This is a genomic window from Apilactobacillus waqarii (genome assembly GCF_019061205.1).
Classification (GTDB): Bacteria; Bacillota; Bacilli; order Lactobacillales; family Lactobacillaceae; genus Apilactobacillus; species Apilactobacillus waqarii.
Genome location: NZ_JAHQYH010000001.1, coordinates 13,505 through 33,487 on the forward strand (window position 1 = coordinate 13,505; position 19,983 = coordinate 33,487).

Genomic DNA, 19,983 nt, shown 5'->3' on the forward strand with positions numbered 1-19,983 from the left:
AAATGAGTAAAGAACTTTTAGGTGCACTAGATGCCCTAGAAAACGACAAAGGGATTTCTAAAGAAACTGTTATTGATGCTTTAGAAGCTGCATTAACTTCAGCATACAAGAGAAACTACAACCAAGCACAAAACGTTGAAGTTGCTTTTGACGACAAGAAGGGTAACATCCATGTTTACGCTGTTAAGACTGTTGTTGAAGATGTAGTTGACCCAAGACTAGAATGCAGTCTATCAGATGCATTACAATTAAACCGTGGTTACGAATTAGGTGACGAAATTAAGTTTGAAGTTACTCCTAAGAACTTTGGTAGAATCGCTGCTCAAACTGCTAAGCAAGTTATCATGCAAAGAGTTAGAGAAGCTGAAAGAACAATTGTTTACAACAAGTACAGCAAGTACCAAGACGAACTAATCACTGGTGAAATCGAACGCCAAGACGATCGTTTTGTATATGTTGATTTAGGTAAGGTTGAAGCAGTTATGCCTAAGAACGACCAAATGCCAAATGAAACATACAGACCACAAGACAGAATCAAGGTTTACGTTAACCGTGTTGAAGACGCTACTAAGGGTCCTCAAATCTTCGTTAGTCGTACCGCTCCTGGTTTATTAAAACGACTATTTGAAGAAGAAGTTCCTGAAATTTATGACGGAACTGTTGAAGTCGTATCAATTGCTAGAGAAGCCGGAGACCGTGCTAAGGTAGCCGTAAGATCTAACAACGATGATATCGACCCAGTTGGTACAACTGTTGGACCAAGAGGTCAACGTGTTCAAACTATCGTTAACGAACTAGGTGGCGAAAACATGGACATCGTTCAATGGACTGAAGATCCTGCTGAATTCATTGCTAATTCATTAAACCCATCAGAAGTAGTTGATGTTATCTTTGATGAAGAAAATGAACGTGCATGTACAGTTATCGTACCTGACTACCAACTATCATTAGCAATTGGTAAGCGTGGACAAAACGCACGTCTAGCTGCTAAGTTGACTGGTTACAAGATTGATATCAAGTCTGAATCAGAAGCTGATGGTCTAACTGAAGACGTCCAAGAAGATAGTGACGACGCAATCGATAACGAATAATAACAAGTTTAAGGAGTGTTAATTCAATGAGAACAAGAAAAATTCCAATGAGAAAAGATATTGTTACTGGTGAAATGGCTCCCAAGAAAGATTTAGTTAGAATCGTTAAGGACAAGGAAAATAACGTTACTATCGATGAAACTGGAAAAAAATCAGGTAGAGGGGCATACGTTTCAATTGACGTAAAAGTCGCACAAAAAGCCAAGGATGAAAAGAAACTAAACGAAGTATTTTCAGTTGACTTAAGTGATGAATTTTACGATGATTTAATTGCTTACGTAGACCACAAACAAGCCAGAAAAGAACTTTTCGAAAATGACAAATAAAGAACAAATATTAAACTTTATTGGTTTAGCAAAGCGAGCCGGAAAGATAACTACTGGTGAAGATATATTGCTCAACGCAATCAAGAAGAATAAAATTAAATTTCTGATTATCGCTACTGACTCTGGAAAAGCCAGCTTGAAGAAATTTACAGATAAGGCAAATTCATATAACATTCCTACCAATCAAATGTTTACTAAAGTAGAGATAAGTGATGCAATTGGGATGCCGCGGACCATTATTGGGATCGCAGACAATGGATTTGCCAAACGTTTGAAAGAAATGACAAATTAATTGTAAAGGAACGTGATGGTATGGGTAAGAAAAGAATTTATGAGTTATCTAAAGAGATAAATGTAGCTAGTAAGACAATTATTGATGAAGCAAAGAAGAAGGGATATGACGTTAAAAATCATATGTCAGGTCTAGATGCTAACGAAGAAAAGGCTATCAGAGACCACTTTGCTCCAAAGAAAAAGCCGGTTAATGCAACCAAACCAGCTAACAATAATTCTAAGAAACCTGCCGAAAAGCCACACAAGACTTTAAACAAAAATTCTAACAATAAGGCAAAGCAATCTATGAACAATAACAACAGTAATAACAGCAACAACACAAACAAACCAAACAACAATGGTTCTTCAAACTTCAAAAAGGGTGGTAAGAAGAACAAGAAGAAATTCAACAAGAAAAACAACCGTGGTAACAACAAGTTTGCTGGTATGTACACTAAGAACCAACGTATCAGACAAAACCACAAGAACAACAAAGCACCAGAAAGAAAAGAACGTCCATTGCCAGAAACACTGGTATACACAGTTGGTATGAATGCTCAAGAAATCGGTAAGATTATCCATAGAGAACCAGCTGAAATCGTTAAGAAGTTATTCCTATTAGGAGTAATGGTTAACCAAAACGTTTCATTGGATAAGGATACAATCGAACTTCTAGCTGCTGACTACGGTATTAAGGCTGAAGAAAAGGTTGAAGTAAACGTTTCTGATATCGATAAGATCTTCGAAGAAGAAGCAGAAAACACTGACTACCTAGAAGACCGTGCACCAGTTGTTACTATCATGGGACACGTTGACCATGGTAAGACAACATTATTGGATTACTTGAGAAACTCACACATTACTGCTGGTGAAGCTGGTGGAATTACTCAAGCAATCGGTGCCTACCAACTTGAAAGAAACGGTAAGGTTATCACATTCTTGGATACTCCAGGACATGCTGCCTTTACTGCTATGCGTGCTCGTGGTGCTGATATCACTGATATCACAATCCTAGTAGTTGCCGCAGATGATGGTGTTATGCCACAAACAATTGAAGCTATCGACCATGCTAAGGCCGCTAAGACTCCAATTATCGTTGCAATTAACAAGATTGATAAACCAGGTGCAAACCCTAACCACGTTATCGAACAACTAGCAAGTTACGAATTAATCCCAGAAGACTGGGGTGGTGACACTATCTTCGTTGAACTATCAGCTAAGATGGGTACTAACGTTGATGAATTACTAGACATGATTCTTCTACAATCAGACGTGATGGAATTAAAGGCTAACCCTAAGCAACATGCTGCCGGTTCAGTTATTGAAGCTCGTCTAGATCGTGGTAGAGGTCCAGTTGCAACATTACTTGTTCAACAAGGTACTATGCATGTCGGTGACCCAATCGTAGTTGGTGACACATTTGGTCGTGTTAGAACTATGACTAACGAAAAGGGTAAGGACTTAGATGGTGCTAAACCATCAACTCCTATCGAAATTACTGGTTTAAACGATGTTCCAGAAGCTGGGGACCGTTTCGTAGTATTCGATGATGAAAAGACTGCCCGTGCTGCCGGTGAAGAAAGAGCTAAAGAAGCTCAAATGGAAGAACGTAAGAAGAACAACAGTGTTACTTTGGATAACTTATTCGAATCTCTAAAAGAAGGAGAAATGAAGGAAGTTGCCGTAATTATTAAGGCTGACGTTCAAGGCTCTGTTGAAGCACTTGCATCAAGTCTACAAAAGATTGATGTTGAAGGTGTTAAGGTTAACATCGTCCACAGTTCTGTAGGTGCAATTAACGAAAGTGATATAGCATTGGCTGAAGCAAGTAACGCTATCATCGTTGGATTTAACGTTCGTGCTACTCCACAAGCTAAGGCTCAAGCTGAAACTGATAACGTTGACATTCGTCTACACCAAGTTATCTACGATGCTATTGATGAAGTAGAATCAGCTATGAAGGGTATGCTAGCACCTAAGTACAAAGAAGAAGTTACTGGTGAAGTTGAAGTAAGACAACTTTACAAAGCTTCTAAGATTGGTACAATTGCAGGTGGAATGGTTACCGATGGTGTAATTAAACGTGACAGTAAGATTCGTTTAATTCGTGATAACGTTGTTATCTACAACGGTGAACTAAATAGTTTGAAGCGCTTCAAAGATGATGCTAAGGAAGTTAAGCAAGGATTTGAATGTGGACTTACTATTGAAAACTACAACGACATCAAGGAAGGTGACGTTGTAGAAGCCTACGAAATGAAAGAAGTTCCTGCTAAGTAAAGGAGTGAATTGATATGGCTCAATACAGAGTTGGAAGACTAGAACAAGAAATTCAAAAAGAAGTTAATGACATCTTATTAAAGCGTGTGAGAGATCCACGAGTTCAAGGTGTAACCATTACAGGTGTTGACGTAACTGGTGACTTACAACAAGCTACTATTTACTACAGCATCTTATCTGATAACGATAATGATGAAGAAACTACCCAAAAAGGTTTGGATAAGGCAACATCATTAATCAGAGGTGAATTAGGTTCTCGTTTGAGTATCTACCGTACACCTGAATTAACATTCAAATTGGATGAATCAATTCAATATGGAAGTAAGATTGATCAATTAATCAACAAGTTAAAACGAGAAGATCGTTAATAAAAAAGAACCCGTAACTGATGTTATGGGTTCTTTTTGTTTGCTCTGATTTAGTGAAAAAAGGCGTCTATGATATAATTTAAGATATAAATAACATCTGAGGAGTCGTGTAATATGGACGGAATTATCCCATTATATAAAGAAAAGGGTATGACCAGTTTTGCCTGCGTTAGTCAATTACGAGGCATTTTAAAAATGAAGCGAATTGGTCACAGTGGAACACTAGATCCAAACGTAGAAGGAGTTTTACCAATTTGTTTAGGGAAGGGTACCAAACTAGTGGAATACCTAATGAACTCAGGAAAGGTATACCAAGGCAGCATTACCTTAGGTTTTGATACCACTACCGAAGATTTAGACGGTGAAGTGGTCAGTACTAAACCACTAGAAAAGCCACTAACAGATGATGAAATTGATGAACTACTTAACAGTTTTGTTTCTGAAGATTTAATTCAAATCCCACCAATGTATTCAGCCGTGAAGGTCAATGGAAAAAGACTTTATGAATACGCCAGAAATGGTGAGGAAGTCGAACGTCCAGAAAGACACGTTCAAATTCATTACTTTAAACAAATTAAAGACAGCATTTATGATGAAGACAAAAAACAACAAACTATCTTCTTTGAAGTAGGTTGTGGTAAGGGAACCTATGTAAGAACACTTGCTGTTGACTTTGGTAAAAAGATTGATATGCCAGCCGTGATGTCTAGTTTAACTAGAATTAAGAGTGGTGGTTTTACAATTGAAGATACTTTTAAGATTAGCGACGTAAAATCAGCCGTAGAAAATGGCACTATCGATGACATCGTTAAATCAATTGATTACGCATTGACCGACTTTAAGCACGTTGGATTAAACGAAAGCCAATGGAAAATCGTCCAAAATGGTGGTTTCTTGGATTCAGGTGCTTTAGGTATAAATGACAATAAATGTGTGTTAACGTTTAACAACGAAGTTAAGGCTTTGTACTTCTTTGATCAAAACAAACAAATTTACAAACCAGAAAAAATGTTTAGTAATCAATAATCGAAAGGCATGAAATTATGGAAATAATCAAATTACATCATCCATTGAGTTCTGATTTTCATCAATCAGAAAAGCTAGTTTTAGCAATGGGCTACTTCGATGGAATTCATTTAGGCCATCAAAAGGTATTGGAAAAAGCGCGCGAAATTGCCATGCAAAAGAACCTACCTTTGGCAGTATTAACTTATGACCATAAACCTGCTGTAGTATATAAACAACTATCACCACATGATAGAAGAAACATCATTATGCCAGACAGCAAAAATGAAATGTTTGAATCATTGGGTGTTAATAAGGTCTTCGTGGTTAACTATAGTTTTAGTTTTCAAAACCAAACACCACAAGAATTTGTTGATAACTACCTAGTTAGATTTAATGCCGACACCGTAGTTGCCGGAACAGATCATACCTATGGTGCCAAGGACGCAACAATGGACTTACTACCCAATTATGCGAAAAATCGATTTGACGTAGTTGCCGTTGACTTGGCAGATTACCAATTGGAAAAGATCAGTTCAACTCGAATTAGAAAGAACCTAGACGAAGGTCACATTCAAACAGTGAACCATTTGATGGGTAGACCATTTCAAACTGGTGGCACCGTTGTCCATGGCTTTGCCCGTGGTCGTGAATTAGGGTACCCAACCGCCAACATCGAACACGATGAACTACAATGGCTACCAACCATTGGTGTATACGTAGTTGATGTGTTTATTGGTGAAAAAAAGTATCATGGGATGGCATCGATTGGGCGAAACGTTACCTTTGGAGATAAGAACCCAATCACAGTTGAAATTAATATTTTAGACTTTAATGACAATATATATGGTGAAGTATTAAAGGTAGATTGGCTATACCGTATTCGTGGTGAAGTGAAGTTTGAAGGGATTGATAAGCTAATTAAGCAACTTCAATCTGACGAAGATTTTACCCGTCAATATTTCGAAAATAACTAGTCTTTTTCTTGACTTATATAGATGGCTTTGGTAAATTAATAATTGTGGTTAGCACTTAACACAGATGACTGCTAAAGGTGCTAATCGATAAGGAGTGATCGGGTATGCTTACTGAAAGAGAAAAAATGATTTTGAAAATCATCGTTAATGATTACACAAAATCAGGTGTTCCTGTTGGTTCAAAGGCATTATCCAGTCAATTACCAATACATGTCAGTTCAGCAACCGTCAGAAATGAAATGGCATTTCTAGAAGAAATTGGTTTAATTACCAAGAATCATTCTTCATCGGGACGTGTTCCATCAATCGAAGGTTATCGCTACTATGTTGATAACTTGTTGAATCCAAATCCAATTGATAACAGTGATATGATGATTATTCAAAATTCACTATCAGGCAGATTTAGACAAATTGATGAAATCGTTCAACAATCAGCTGACATTCTATCTAACTTAACAAATTACACTGCATTGACTTTAAAGCCGGAACAAGAAACAACTCCCATTTTGGGGAGCTTTCGTTTAGTTCCACTTGGCAATCATAAGGTGATGGCAATTCTAATCACTGATAATGATGAAGTTGTTAACCAGGTTTTCCATATTGATGGTGACTTGGGCGGTGACAAGTTAGATGCCGTTGTCAGAATGATCAATGACAAGTTAGCAGGGAAGCCTTTAGACGAAGTTATCACTAAGTTGAAGACAGAAATCGTACCTGAAATTCTCAAGTACGTTAAGAACCCTGATAGCTTAGTTCAAACTCTTGATGATGTTTTGATGCAAGCTTCTACTAATCAGTTTTATATCGGTGGTGAATTGAATCTATTGAGTTTTACTGATAATAATGACATCAGTTATCTAAAGCCAATTTACTCATTGTTAAATGATACTGATGATGCTGCGAAGTTCATCAAGAGTTCTGATAATTCGATTTCCGTTCAAATTGGACCGGAATTAAGCAATGATCTATTAAAGGATTACAGTATTATTACTGGTTCCTATGATGTTGGACCATATGGAAAGGGTGTTATCGCCGTTCTAGGTCCAACTAGGATGCCATATTCGAGAGTAATTGGAATCGTTGATGGATTTAGAAATGAATTATCAAAGAAACTGAGAAATTATTATGATAAATATAATCAGTAAAAGGAGGCATTCATTTGGCTAGCAAGAAGGATGATGAAAAAGACCTAGAAAAAGCAACTTCAAAGAAAGAAGCTGCTAAGGACAAAGGCGCCGACAAAAAGAAGGACGCTAAGAAAGATAAAAAGGATTCATTAGAAAAGCAAGTTGAAGAACTTCAACAACAAGTTGAAGATTTCTCTGACAAGTATCTTCGTGCTGAAGCAGAAATGCAAAACATGCAAACACGATTCAAGCGTGAACGTGCAGATATCTACAAGTATGATGGTCAAAAACTAGCAACTAGTATCTTACCTGCAATGGATAACTTGGAACGTGCTTTGGGTGTTGAAGTTTCAGATGATAGTGGAAAGCAATTAAAACAAGGTGTTGAACTTGTTTTAAAGCATTTCAACAAAGCGTTATCTGAAAATGGCATTGAAGAAATTGATGTCTTAAACAAACCATTTGACCCAAGCGAGTGTCAAGCGGTTCAAACAGTTCCTGCAGATGATGATCATCCAGCAGATACTGTTGTAGAAATTTTACAAAAAGGCTACAAACTAGCTGATCGTGTTATTCGACCATGCATGGTTGTAGTTGCTCAATAAAAAAATAATCAAGGAGATAATAAATTATGGCAAGTAATAAAATTATCGGTATCGATTTAGGTACTACTAACTCAGCTGTTGCTGTTCTTGAAGGTAAAGAACCAAAAATCATTACTAACCCAGAAGGTTCACGTACAACTCCATCTGTTGTTGCATTTAAAGATGGCGAACCACAAGTTGGTGAAGTTGCTAAGCGTCAAATGATTACTAACCCAAACACCATTGCTTCAATTAAGAGTCACATGGGTGAAGAAGGTTACACTGTAGATGTTGATGGTAAGAAGTACACTCCACAACAAATCTCAGCAATGATCCTACAATACATCAAGGGATTCGCTGAAGACTACCTAGGTGACACTGTTAGCGAAGCTGTTATCACTGTTCCTGCATACTTCAATGACTCACAAAGACAAGCAACTAAGGATGCTGGTAAGATTGCTGGTTTAGATGTAAAACGTATCATCAACGAACCAACTGCTGCATCATTAGCTTACGGTCTAGACAAGCAAGACAAAGACGAAAAAGTTCTTGTATATGACCTTGGTGGTGGTACTTTTGATGTTTCTGTTCTTGAATTAGGTGACGGTGTATTCCAAGTACTATCAACTAATGGTGATACTCACCTAGGTGGGGATGACTTTGATAAGAGAGTTATGGACTACCTAGTAGAACAATTTAAGAACGAAAATGGCATCGACTTATCACAAGACAAGATGGCATTACAAAGACTAAAGGATGCTGCTGAAAAGGCTAAGAAGGATCTATCAGGTGTTTCTGAAACTGAAATCAGTCTTCCATTCATCTCATCAGGTGAAAATGGTCCACTTCACTTACAAACTACACTATCACGTGCTAAGTTTAACGAATTAACTTCTGACTTAGTTGACAAGACTAAGGTTGCTTTTGACAACGCTCTAAAGGATGCTGGTCTAAGCACTTCAGATATTGATGAAGTTATCCTAAATGGTGGTTCAACTCGTATCCCAGCCGTTCAAGAAGCTGTTAAGAGCTGGACTGGTAAGGAACCAAACCACTCAATCAACCCTGACGAAGCCGTTGCTTTAGGTGCCGCTGTTCAAGGTGGTGTTCTAACTGGTGATGTTAAGGACGTTGTATTACTTGATGTTACTCCACTATCATTAGGTATCGAAACTATGGGTGGTGTATTCACTAAGTTAATCGATAGAAACACAACTATCCCAACTTCTAAGTCACAAGTATTCTCAACTGCCGCTGATAACCAACCAGCCGTAGATATTCACGTACTACAAGGTGAACGTCCAATGGCAGCTGACAACAAGACTTTAGGTCAATTCCAATTAACTGACATTCCTGCTGCACCTCGTGGTGTTCCTCAAATCGAAGTTAAGTTTGATATCGATAAGAATGGTATCGTAAACGTTTCTGCTAAGGACAAAGGTACTGGTAAGGAACAAAAGATTACCATCAAGGATTCAAACGGTCTATCAGATGATGAAATCAACCGTATGATGGATGAAGCTAAGAAGAACGAAGAACAAGACAAGAAGCGTAAAGAAGAAGTTGATTTGAAGAACGAAGTAGATCAATTAATCTTCCAAACTGACAAAACTCTAAAGGATGTTGAAGGTAAGGTTTCTGAAGATGAAATCAAGAAGGCTAAAGAAGCTGAAGATGCATTGAAGAAGGCTAAAGAAGACAACAACTTAGACGAAATGAAGGCTAAGAAGGATGATTTGAGTCAACAAGTTCAAGCACTTGCTGTTAAGTTATACCAACAACAACAAGAACAAGGTTCAGATCAACAAGGTAACGCAAACGATTCATCAGACAACAAGGGTAAAGACGACAACACTGTTGACGGCGATTTCCATGAAGTTCATGATGATGACAAAAACAATAAGTAATTAGATTACTTTAAAAAGGGTCAAAGTCTGACTTGTTGGGCTTTGGCCTTTTATTTCAAAATGAAGGTTATGGGGGATAAAAATGGCAGATAAGGATTACTATTCAATTCTGGGAATATCAAAAGACGCCAGTCAAGATGACATTAAGCACGCTTACCGTAAAATGTCTAAGAAGTATCATCCTGATATCAACAAAGAACCCGGTGCTGAAAAGAAGTTTAAGGAAATTAACGAAGCTTACGAAGTACTAAGTGATGAACAAAAACGTCGTAATTACGACCAATTTGGTTCAGCTGATGGCCCAGCCGGTGGATTCGGCGGAGGTGCCGGAGGTTTCGGTGGCGGAGCTGGAGGATTCTCTGGCTTCGGTGGCGGCGGCTTCGACGACATCTTCAGCCAATTCTTTGGTGGTGGAGCAAGAGGTGCTCAAAGAGACCCAAATGCTCCGGTTAAGGGTAGAGATCTTCAATACCAAATGACAATCAATTTTGAAGATGCCGTTTTCGGTAAGAAGACTACTATCAGATACGATCGTGAAGCTAAGTGTGATACCTGTGATGGTTCAGGTGCAAAACCAGGAACTCATCCAGAAACTTGTCACCAATGTAACGGTAGTGGTTACGTAACATCAGTTCAAAATACACCATTAGGTCAAATGCAAACTCAACATCCATGTCCTACTTGTGGTGGAACTGGTAAAGAAATTAAGGACAAGTGTCCTAAGTGTGGTGGCTCAGGTCACATGCACGAAAGTCACAAGGTAGAAGTAAACATTCCTGCCGGTGTTGATGATGGACAACAAATGAGATTACAAGGTCAAGGTGAAGCCGGTGAAAACGGTGGACCTTACGGTGACTTATTCATCGTATTTAGAGTAAAACCTAGTCGTGACTTTGAACGTGATGGCTCTGATTTACATTACTCACAAAACATCTCATTTACTCAAGCTACTCTAGGTAGCACCATCAAGGTTAAGACCGTATATGGTGATGTTGAAATGAAGGTTCCAGCTGGAACTCAATCAAACACTACCTTCAGACTAAGAGGTAAGGGAATGCCTAAGATTAACAGCAGTTCAAAAGGTGATGAACTAGTTACTGTTAAGATTGTCACTCCTAAGAGTTTAAACAAACAACAAAAACAAGCTCTAAAAGCTTTTGCTGAAGCATCTGGTGAAGAAGAATACAAGAATGGTGGATTCTTCGAAAAGATGAAAGATGCTATGAACGGCAAGAAATAAATTAAGGGTCGCTTATGCGACTCTTTTTTGTTGCTGAAAAGAATTCTGATAGCATGATTTAGTTTGTGCATTGTCTTTTTGGTTGTTATAATTGTATTAATACATTACGTTGAAAGTAGGAATAAACATGGACATAGCAAAAATGAAGGAACATCAAAAATACATTCGTAACTTTTCGATTGTTGCTCATATTGATCATGGTAAATCTACTTTAGCCGATCGAATTTTAGAAATGACAGATACTGTCGCAAAAAGAGATATGCAAAACCAATTATTGGATGACATGGAACTAGAAAGAGAACGTGGAATCACAATTAAGTTGAATGCAGTTGAGCTAAAGTACCATTCTAAGGATGGTCATGACTATGAATTTCATCTTATCGATACACCGGGACATGTCGATTTCTCATACGAAGTATCAAGAAGTTTGGCTGCCTGTGAAGGTGCCGTTTTAGTTGTCGATGCTGCTCAAGGTGTTGAAGCCCAAACGCTAGCCAATGTTTACTTGGCAATCGATGATGACTTGGAAATTGTTCCTGTAATTAATAAGATTGATTTACCTTCTGCCCAACCAGACATGGTTAAAAAAGAAGTTGAAGATATCATTGGTATCGATGCCGAAAACGCTGTTTTAGCTAGTGCTAAAAAGGGAATCGGAATCGAGGACTTATTGGAAAGAATCGTGGAAGAAGTACCTGCACCTCAAGGTGATTTAGATGCACCACTAAAGGCGCTTGTCTTTGACTCTGTTTACGATGATTATCGTGGAGTTGTTTTGAGTGTTCGTTTACGTGATGGTGTTGTTAAACCAGGGGATAAGATTCGCTTAATGAACAGTGGTAGTGAATACGAAGTTACCGAAGTTGGTGTGAACTCACCACATCCTGTTCAAAGAGAATACCTAATGGCAGGAGACGTTGGATACATCACTGCAAGTATTAAGGATATCAACCAAACTCGTGTTGGGGATACTGTTACTAATGCTGATCATCCAGCCGATGAACCATTACCAGGTTACCGTGAAATGGAACCAATGGTATATTCTGGTTTATACCCAACCGACAATGCTAAGTTTGGTGACTTAAGAGAATCACTTGAAAAACTTAAGCTAAACGATGCTGCCTTGGAATTCGAACCTGAATCATCACAAGCACTTGGATTCGGTTTTAGATGTGGATTCTTAGGAATGCTACACATGGATGTTGTGCAAGAACGTCTAGAAAGAGAATTCAATCTAGATTTAATTACCACTGCACCATCCGTTACTTACCACGTCTTTACTACCGATGGTCAAAGAAAAGATGTGGAAAACCCATCTGAAATGCCAGATGCTTCAGAAATCAAAGCGGTTGAAGAACCATACGTAAAAGCAACTGTAATGGTGCCTAACGATTACGTTGGTGCCGTGATGGAACTTTGCCAATCACGTCGTGGTCAATTCGAAACAATGGAATATATTGATGATTACCGTGTTAACATTATGTACTCAATTCCATTGTCAGAAATCATCTTTGACTTCTTCGATAAGTTGAAGTCAACCACTAGAGGATATGCATCACTTGATTACGAATTAGGGGACTACAAGCCTTCTGATCTAGTTAAGATTGATATCCTATTGAACGGTGAAAAGGTCGATGCATTAAGTTTCATTTCTCACCGTCAATTCTCTGCTAGTCGTGCCCGAGTAATCGTTGAAAAACTTAAGAAGATTATTCCACGTCAAAACTTCGAAATTCCTGTCCAAGCTGCAATTGGTGCTAAGGTTATTGCTAGAACTAACATCAAGGCATACCGTAAGGATGTTACCGCTCACCTATACGGTGGTGACAGAACCAGAAGAATGAAGCTATTAGAAAAGCAAAAAGCTGGTAAGAAACGTATGAAAGCCGTTGGTAAGGTGGAAATTCCACAAGCCGCATTCATGGCTGTTCTACAAACTGATGAAGAAGAAAGCGATAAAAAGTAATTGACTTCATAAGAAATTATCAGTATGATATATTAAAAATATAGAGTCTTTAATTTAGTCCCGTGAGGCTGATAAGATTAGCGAATTTAATAAAAATTTGTGAAGGTCTATTCGTCTAGGGATGAATGGACCTTTTTTGCTAGATTAAAGCTCTGAAATCATTTAGGGGGATTGGTTATGAATAAAAATTCAGACACCATTTTAGATGTTAACGATAAACCAGGATTCTGGCTTTGGGTCGGTTTATCATTACAACACATGTTTTCAATGTTTGGAAGTACAGTAATCGTACCGCTATTGGTAGGATTGAGCCCAAGCATCGCTTTATTTACTTCAGGAGTGGGGACTTTAATTCACATTCTAGTAACACAAAAGAAGATTCCGGCTTACATGGGATCTAGTTTCGCATTCATCGTACCTATGAAGTACTTGATGCAAGTGACTGGCTATCCGGGAATTGCCCAAGGAGTCATCGCGGTTGGTGTAATTTATTTAATTGTTGCACTAGTCGTTGCCATGATTGGTTCGGAATGGATTGATAAGTTGCTACCAGCAGTCGTGGTTGGACCGGTTGTAATCGTAATTGGATTATCACTAGCATCAAGTGCTGCCAACGATGCAATGCTAAACAACGGAAACTATGACTACAAGTACGTGTTTGTCGCATTGGTGACCTTATTATTAGCAATCTTCTTTAACATGTACCTAAAGGGTTTTCTAGGCTTTATGCCAATTCTATTAGCCATCGTTTGTGGATATGTTTTATCAATTGCGATGGGATTAGTTAACCTAAGTACAATCGCAAATGCACCATGGTTCTCAATGCCTAAGTTTGAAATTCCATTCGTTTCATACAATGTGAAATTTGAATGGGGTGCAATTATCGCCATCGCGCCAATTGCCTTCGTTACCATTACTGAACATTTAGGTCACTTGATGGTTCTAGATGAATTAACAGGCAGAAACTACTTTAAGGATCCTGGTTTAAACAGAACCCTAACAGGTGACGGATTAGCTTCAATGTTTGCCGGATTAGTCGGTGGACCAGCCATAACTAGTTATGGTGAAAACATCGGAGTGATGGCAATTACTAAGATTCACAGTGTCTATGTATTGATTGGTGCCGCAGTATTTGCCATTTTATTCTCATTTGTGAACAAGTTAAATGTGTTAATTATGCAAATGCCACTACCTGTAATCGGTGGTATCAGTTTCCTATTGTTTGGAACAATTGCTTCTAGCGGGATTAAAATCATGATTGAAAATCAAATTGATTTAGCAAATAAGCGTAATTTGATGATTGTTTCCACCATTTTGGTAATTGGAGTCGGTGGTTTCATGATCAAAATCGGAACATTGCCTTTAAATGGACTAGCTGTATCCGTAATCCTAGGAATTTTATTGAATATTGTATTACCTAAAAATTAGTAAAGATTAATAAATACCAATTAAAAACAGTGCTTTTAGTGATATAATGCAGATAGGTAAATTAGAGAGAGTTTGCCGCATTATTAGACTGATATGCCAAGTTTTAATTGGTATTTTTTATTGGAAAATATTATGAGAGAGGCACTTAAATATGAATGAACCATATCTATCCGTGATAGTGGCCTGCTATAACGTACAAGATTACATTGAAAAATGTTTGTCATCCATTGCTAATACTAATTTCCCTATGGAAAGCCTTGAAGTATTGATGATTGATGACGGATCAACTGATAATACAAGCAAAATTATTGATGAATTTGCAAATAAATATAATAGTTTTAGAGCACTACATAAAGAAAACGGTGGTTTAAGTAACACCAGAAATTATGGGATGAAGCACGCAAGAGGAAAGTACATTGCATTCGTTGATGGTGATGACATTGTTCCTGCTAACGCTTATCCTTCAATGGCGTTTAAAGCTCGTCAAAACGACTCAGACTTAGTTGTAGGTTTTGTTAAACGATTTGATAAGGATCGTTATGAAAACTCATACCTACATTCTTTTGCTGTGCACGATGATTACGATAATACGCACATTACAACCAACCATGACTTGATTTATGACACAACCAGTTGGAATAAACTATACAAGCGTTCCTTCCTACTTGATAACAGCATCAAGTTTGTGGAAGGCATCATCTACGAAGATATTCCTTTCTCAATGGAAGCCCACTTGAAGTCACATAAGACCTCAGTTGTAGAAGATGATGTTTATGAATGGAGATGGCGTGAAAGTGCTGATTCCATCACACAAACCAGAAGTGCGCTTTCTAACTTTGAAAGTCGATTAAGTTCACTTAGAAGAACTCTACAAATCATTTTGAATAATGGCTTTAGTGAAGAAGATTCATTTGTTCAAGACTTTAAATATAAGGCGTTGTTCCTAGATCTATTTATCTTTACCCAAAGCCTAGGTGATAATAGCAGTGACTATATTTACCAAGCTCAAGAAATGGTTTACAAGTTCCTAAGAGATTGGCACTTGTGGGATTCAGAAATCTTCTATCGCTTGCCAGTCAAGCAACAAATCCTATATTCAGCAATTAGATATAACGATGTCGATGTCATTAACGACATTTCTTATAAAAAGCAAATTGGTGAATTTAAACATTCAATTGGTGGATCAAACTACCGACTAATTGCACCTGAACTAGGTGATAAGAAGCAACTAGTTGATAATGTTAATTTAAACGATAACAACAGTCGTTTTAACCAAAAGATTAGAGACGTTGAATTTACCAATGTTGATAACGGTGATATTAGAATCGATGGAGCATTCAAGATTACTAAGCTTCACCTTGTTAAACAAACATTTGGTGACGGAAACAAGAACGAATCATTACAAGCCAGCTTGATTAACGTTAAAAATCAAAAGACCATTAAAGTTCAAATTAAGAGGGTAGAAAGTCCTTTTGTTAGAAGAACTTTAAAGCCAAATGCTAAGTACAACAACGCTGATTACGAAGTTAAGTTTAATATTAAACAAGCTATCGACACTTTAGGTGTTGGAACTTGGAAGGTACAAATCAAAAACACCGTGGATAACCACATTATGGTAAAGGATTTTGCTACTGATCCAATTGAAAAGCTAACTCAAAAAGCCATTTTACCGTTTGAATACAATGGGGTAAAAGTGATTACTAGATTTAACAGTGTCGGTTCACTAGTCTTTGAAGTAATCGATTTAAACTCAGATTCTGACAGAAGACCGGTGGTTAGCTATCCAACTGTTAGCGACGATAAGCAAGAACTAAGTTTTAACGTTGATAACATGGACGTATCTGGTTACAATGCCGTTTTAATGGCTGCAAATGGTACTGCCATTCATTCAATTGACCAAAATGAAAACAGTTTTGCGTTTAACGTTAAGGAAATTAACGATAAAGCTCGTAACCAAGAACTTAAGTTAATTATCTTGGATAACTTTACTCATGCTGAAATGAACTACTCATTCTCTTCAAACAAGATTAATCAACAAATTAATCTAGACGATGGGGATGCCATTTCATTGTTCTATGGTGATATCAAAAACATGCAACTAATGATCGAAGAAGCCCCATTTGTGGCTAAGAATGTCACTGTGGATGCCAACAACGTCCTACATGTTTCTGCCAAAATGAACAAAGCAGTCGACCCAAGCAGCGTCTTGGTATCACAAGCCCACGTTGAATTAATTAGTGCAGATAAGGCAACTAGAAAGGTGTTAGATCCAGTATCTAACCATTTCCAAATTAATGGTGATAGCTTCGACTTTGACTTTGCACTAACTTCAAACAACAATGAACAACTAGACTTACTTGAAGGTGATTATCAATTTAAGATTTATCTTCAAGTTGATGGTAAGGCGCATACTTACCGCATCAAGTACGCCAAGAAGTGTCGTATTAAGACTACTGAATTGCCTTTCAATGGAAAATCTCAAATTTTCTACGCTGTAAAGAAGGATAAGAGCATGAATCTTATCTTCAAGGTAGATCAACCATTCTTTGGTGCAATGGATGCTAAGAAGGGCTTACGTGCCATTTCTTACTCTGTTTTATATCCATTGATGAGATTATTACCACTTAGAAATGTGATGGTCTTTGACTCTTATTGGTCAAGTAAGTTTGATAGTAACGAAAAGTTGATGTATCAATATGTTGAAGAAAATCATCCTGAAATCAAACCAGTATGGATTTTCAACAACATCGAAACCAAGATTACTGGAGACGGTGAAAAGGTTCGAGTAAACACATTTAAGTACTGGTACTATTTGGCTGTTGCAAGATACATTATTCAAAACACCAACATGCCTAACCGTTACGCTAAGCGTAAGGGACAAATCGAAGTAGAAACACTTCACGGAACATTCTTAAAGCACATGGGATTTGATGAACCTCACTTTAAGTTTGGTACCAACAAGTTACAAAATCGTTTTGCGATGAGAAACCGTCGTTGGGACTACTTGGTTGTACCTTCTGATTACATGGAAAAGACTGCTAAGCACGCATTTAACTACAGTCAAAAGATTATTAAGTCAGGTTTCCCTAGAAATGATGAGCTATACACTCACAACAATACCGATTACATTAATTCCATTAAGAACAAACTTGGTATTCCGCTAAATAAGCGTGTGATTTTATATGCACCAACATTTAGAGCAGATGGTGGTTTTGATTTCAAACTTGATTTAGACAAGTTACAAGAAAAATTATCAGACGGTTACGTGCTACTTGTTCGTTTGCATTACTTTGTAGCTCACTCAAATAGTTTCTACAACAATCCTGGATTCGTATACGATGTTAGTGACTACGACAACATTAATGATTTATACCTAATCAGTGATGCGATGATCACCGATTACTCATCAGTAATGTTTGACTACGCACATCTAAAACGTCCAATGATTTTCTACGCATACGATGCTGACTGGTACTTAGACGAAGCTAATCGTGGGGTTTACCTAGATTACTACAAGCAAATGCCTGGACCAATTGTTAAGACTGAAGACGAATTGATTGATCGCATCAGACATATCGATTCAGTCGCAGACAATTATGCAGACCAAATGGAAACATTCTGTGATGAGTTTGCTCAATATGGTCGTAATGGGGATGCCACTCAACAAGTTGTTGAAACAGTATTGAACACCCAAAGAGAAGATTTAGACCAAGAACCAGCCAAGAGTCTGCTATTTAAGAAGATTGGTCATTTCTGGGATACTAACTTCTTCCAAGCTAAGTTGTTAAATGAACTATCAAAACGCCTTGCTAAGAAGGATATCGTAATCTTCGATAGTTTCTTCGGAACTCAATATTCAGACAATCCTAAGGCGATTTATGAATACATGAAGGCCAACAATCCTGGTTTCAAACTATACTGGAACGTAAACAAGGAAGATCGTGAATTCTTTGAATTAAACCAAATTCCTTATGTAACTAGATTTGGTTTCAAGGGAATCTTAAAACAAGCTAGAGCTAAGTACTGGGTAACCAATTCACGTCGTCCATTCAGATGGCACCCAAGTAAGGACACTGTTGTATTACAAACTTGGCATGGTACACCACTAAAGACCATTGGTGCCGACGTTATGAAGGTAACAATGCCTGGTGTAAACGTTGCTAAGTATCACGAAGAAGTCTTTAAGGATAACAGAAGATGGACTAGATTGATTGCACCTAACATGTATTCAGCAGAAATCATGCAACGCTGCTTTAGAATGCAAGCCAGTCAAATTCAATTGGATGGATACCCAAGAAATGATATCTTAGTAAACCATACTTCTAACGATATCAGAGAAATCAAGGAAGACTTGGGCATTGAAGATAACAAGAAGGTTATCTTATATGCTCCAACTTGGCGTGATAATGAATACATTAAAAACGATGAATTTACCGCCAAGCTACACCTTGATTTACAAAAGCTACGCGAACGTTATGAAGGCAAAGCATACGTATTAGTTAGAACTCATTACTTAATATCTAACAATCTAGACTTAAGTGATTACGAAGGTTTTGCACTAAACGTAAGCAACTACCCAGATATTGCTGAATTGTATCTAATCAGTGATGTCTTGATTACCGACTACTCATCAGTAATGTTTGATTACGCAACATTAAAACGTCCAATGATCTTCTTTACCTATGACTTAGAAGATTATGCGAATGCTATTCGTGGATTCTACTTTGACTTCATTAAGGAAGCTCCAGGTCCAATCGTTAAGACTAATGATGAAGTAATCGAAAGTCTTGATGATATATTCAACAACGGATGGACTCCAGATGATAAGTATGAAGCATTCTACAAGAAGTATTCAGCTTGGATGGATGGTAATGCATCTAAACGTTCTGTTGAAAAGATGCTAAGTGATCACAGTCTTGAAACATTCTATAGTGATGATTTATCAATACAAGGATTAAGTGATCAAATGATTGCCAAAGACTGTGCAACCCTTTGGGCAAAAGATAAGGACTTCGCTAACTATCGTGATAATCATTTTGTTAAGTATCTAGATGGTGATAGAGAAGTGAAAGTAATTAAGACAGCTCAATTATGTGATAGAGAATTCAAAGAATTCTTAGGTGCTAAGTACGCATTAGTAAGTTTAGACAATCATAATTACTGGATTAATACAGAAGAATTAAGCAAATAAGATTGAAGCATCAACGGTTTATCGTTGATGCTTCTTTTTTGTTGAAAAAAAATTGAGCTTTTTTATGAAAGGGGTTTATTTTATTTTTAAAATGGTTTATAATTTATTTTGTTATAAAGTTCACAAGCAAAAAACAAGTGATGATTATTACAAAAATCATTTGCGAAGACATATCAAACTAATTGATATGCGAGGCAATTAACTTGATTTTATAATATTT

General features: G+C 37.4%; 14 protein-coding genes. All 14 read left to right on the forward strand.

Going from position 1 to position 19,983, the window contains the following annotated elements:
• The first annotated feature begins 2 nt into the window (after positions 1–2).
• The 14 genes from nusA (at position 3) to KTJ72_RS00125 (ending at position 19,763) form a co-directional block, all read left to right on the forward strand.
• Entirely contained in the window at positions 3–1,091 is a 1,089-nt protein-coding gene (gene nusA / locus KTJ72_RS00060) for a transcription termination factor NusA (RefSeq protein ID WP_053792782.1), read from the forward strand.
• A gap of 26 nt (positions 1,092–1,117) precedes the next feature.
• Positions 1,118–1,417 carry an RNase P modulator RnpM gene (gene rnpM, locus KTJ72_RS00065; protein ID WP_034531674.1) on the forward strand — a complete coding sequence of 100 codons (300 nt, stop codon included), beginning with the start codon at positions 1,118–1,120 and terminating at the stop codon, positions 1,415–1,417.
• Positions 1,407–1,709 carry a L7Ae/L30e/S12e/Gadd45 family ribosomal protein gene (locus KTJ72_RS00070; protein WP_034531672.1) on the forward strand — a complete coding sequence of 101 codons (303 nt, stop codon included), beginning with the start codon at positions 1,407–1,409 and terminating at the stop codon, positions 1,707–1,709. Before rnpM ends, KTJ72_RS00070 begins: the two co-directional genes overlap by 11 nt.
• Positions 1,710–1,729: 20 nt before the next feature.
• Positions 1,730–3,970 carry a translation initiation factor IF-2 gene (gene infB / locus KTJ72_RS00075; RefSeq protein WP_034533983.1) on the forward strand — a complete coding sequence of 747 codons (2,241 nt, stop codon included), beginning with the start codon at positions 1,730–1,732 and terminating at the stop codon, positions 3,968–3,970.
• Positions 3,971–3,984: 14 nt separating this feature from the next.
• Positions 3,985–4,338, forward strand: coding sequence for a 30S ribosome-binding factor RbfA (gene rbfA, locus KTJ72_RS00080; protein WP_041152352.1), 354 nt, complete (start codon positions 3,985–3,987; stop codon positions 4,336–4,338).
• A 114-nt stretch (positions 4,339–4,452) separates the two neighbouring features.
• Positions 4,453–5,364, forward strand: coding sequence for a tRNA pseudouridine(55) synthase TruB (truB, locus tag KTJ72_RS00085; protein ID WP_217303844.1), 912 nt, complete (start codon positions 4,453–4,455; stop codon positions 5,362–5,364).
• 17 nt (positions 5,365–5,381) lie between these two features.
• A complete protein-coding gene (gene ribF / locus KTJ72_RS00090; RefSeq protein WP_217303845.1) occupies positions 5,382–6,320 on the forward strand; it encodes a riboflavin biosynthesis protein RibF in 939 nt (312 codons plus the stop codon).
• A 104-nt stretch (positions 6,321–6,424) separates the two neighbouring features.
• Positions 6,425–7,465: a heat-inducible transcriptional repressor HrcA gene (gene hrcA, locus KTJ72_RS00095; RefSeq protein WP_041152349.1), complete on the forward strand. Its 1,041-nt coding sequence runs from the start codon at positions 6,425–6,427 to the stop codon at positions 7,463–7,465.
• A gap of 14 nt (positions 7,466–7,479) precedes the next feature.
• Positions 7,480–8,052 (forward strand): nucleotide exchange factor GrpE, encoded by a 573-nt coding sequence (grpE, locus tag KTJ72_RS00100; RefSeq protein WP_171819660.1) that lies wholly within the window; start codon positions 7,480–7,482, stop codon positions 8,050–8,052.
• A 26-nt stretch (positions 8,053–8,078) separates the two neighbouring features.
• On the forward strand, positions 8,079–9,938 hold the full coding sequence (gene dnaK, locus KTJ72_RS00105; RefSeq protein ID WP_034531659.1) for a molecular chaperone DnaK: 1,860 nt from the start codon (positions 8,079–8,081) through the stop codon (positions 9,936–9,938).
• Between the two features lie 82 nt (positions 9,939–10,020).
• The gene (gene dnaJ / locus KTJ72_RS00110; protein ID WP_217303846.1) at positions 10,021–11,178 is read left to right on the forward strand and encodes a molecular chaperone DnaJ; all 1,158 of its coding nucleotides are present in this window, start codon (positions 10,021–10,023) and stop codon (positions 11,176–11,178) included.
• A 127-nt stretch (positions 11,179–11,305) separates the two neighbouring features.
• A complete protein-coding gene (lepA, locus tag KTJ72_RS00115) occupies positions 11,306–13,144 on the forward strand; it encodes a translation elongation factor 4 (RefSeq protein WP_054604824.1) in 1,839 nt (612 codons plus the stop codon).
• 177 nt (positions 13,145–13,321) lie between these two features.
• Entirely contained in the window at positions 13,322–14,572 is a 1,251-nt protein-coding gene (locus KTJ72_RS00120; protein ID WP_217303847.1) for a uracil-xanthine permease family protein, read from the forward strand.
• Positions 14,573–14,723: 151 nt separating this feature from the next.
• Positions 14,724–19,763 carry a bifunctional glycosyltransferase/CDP-glycerol:glycerophosphate glycerophosphotransferase gene (locus KTJ72_RS00125; RefSeq protein WP_217303848.1) on the forward strand — a complete coding sequence of 1,680 codons (5,040 nt, stop codon included), beginning with the start codon at positions 14,724–14,726 and terminating at the stop codon, positions 19,761–19,763.
• The last annotated feature ends 220 nt before the right edge of the window (positions 19,764–19,983 follow it).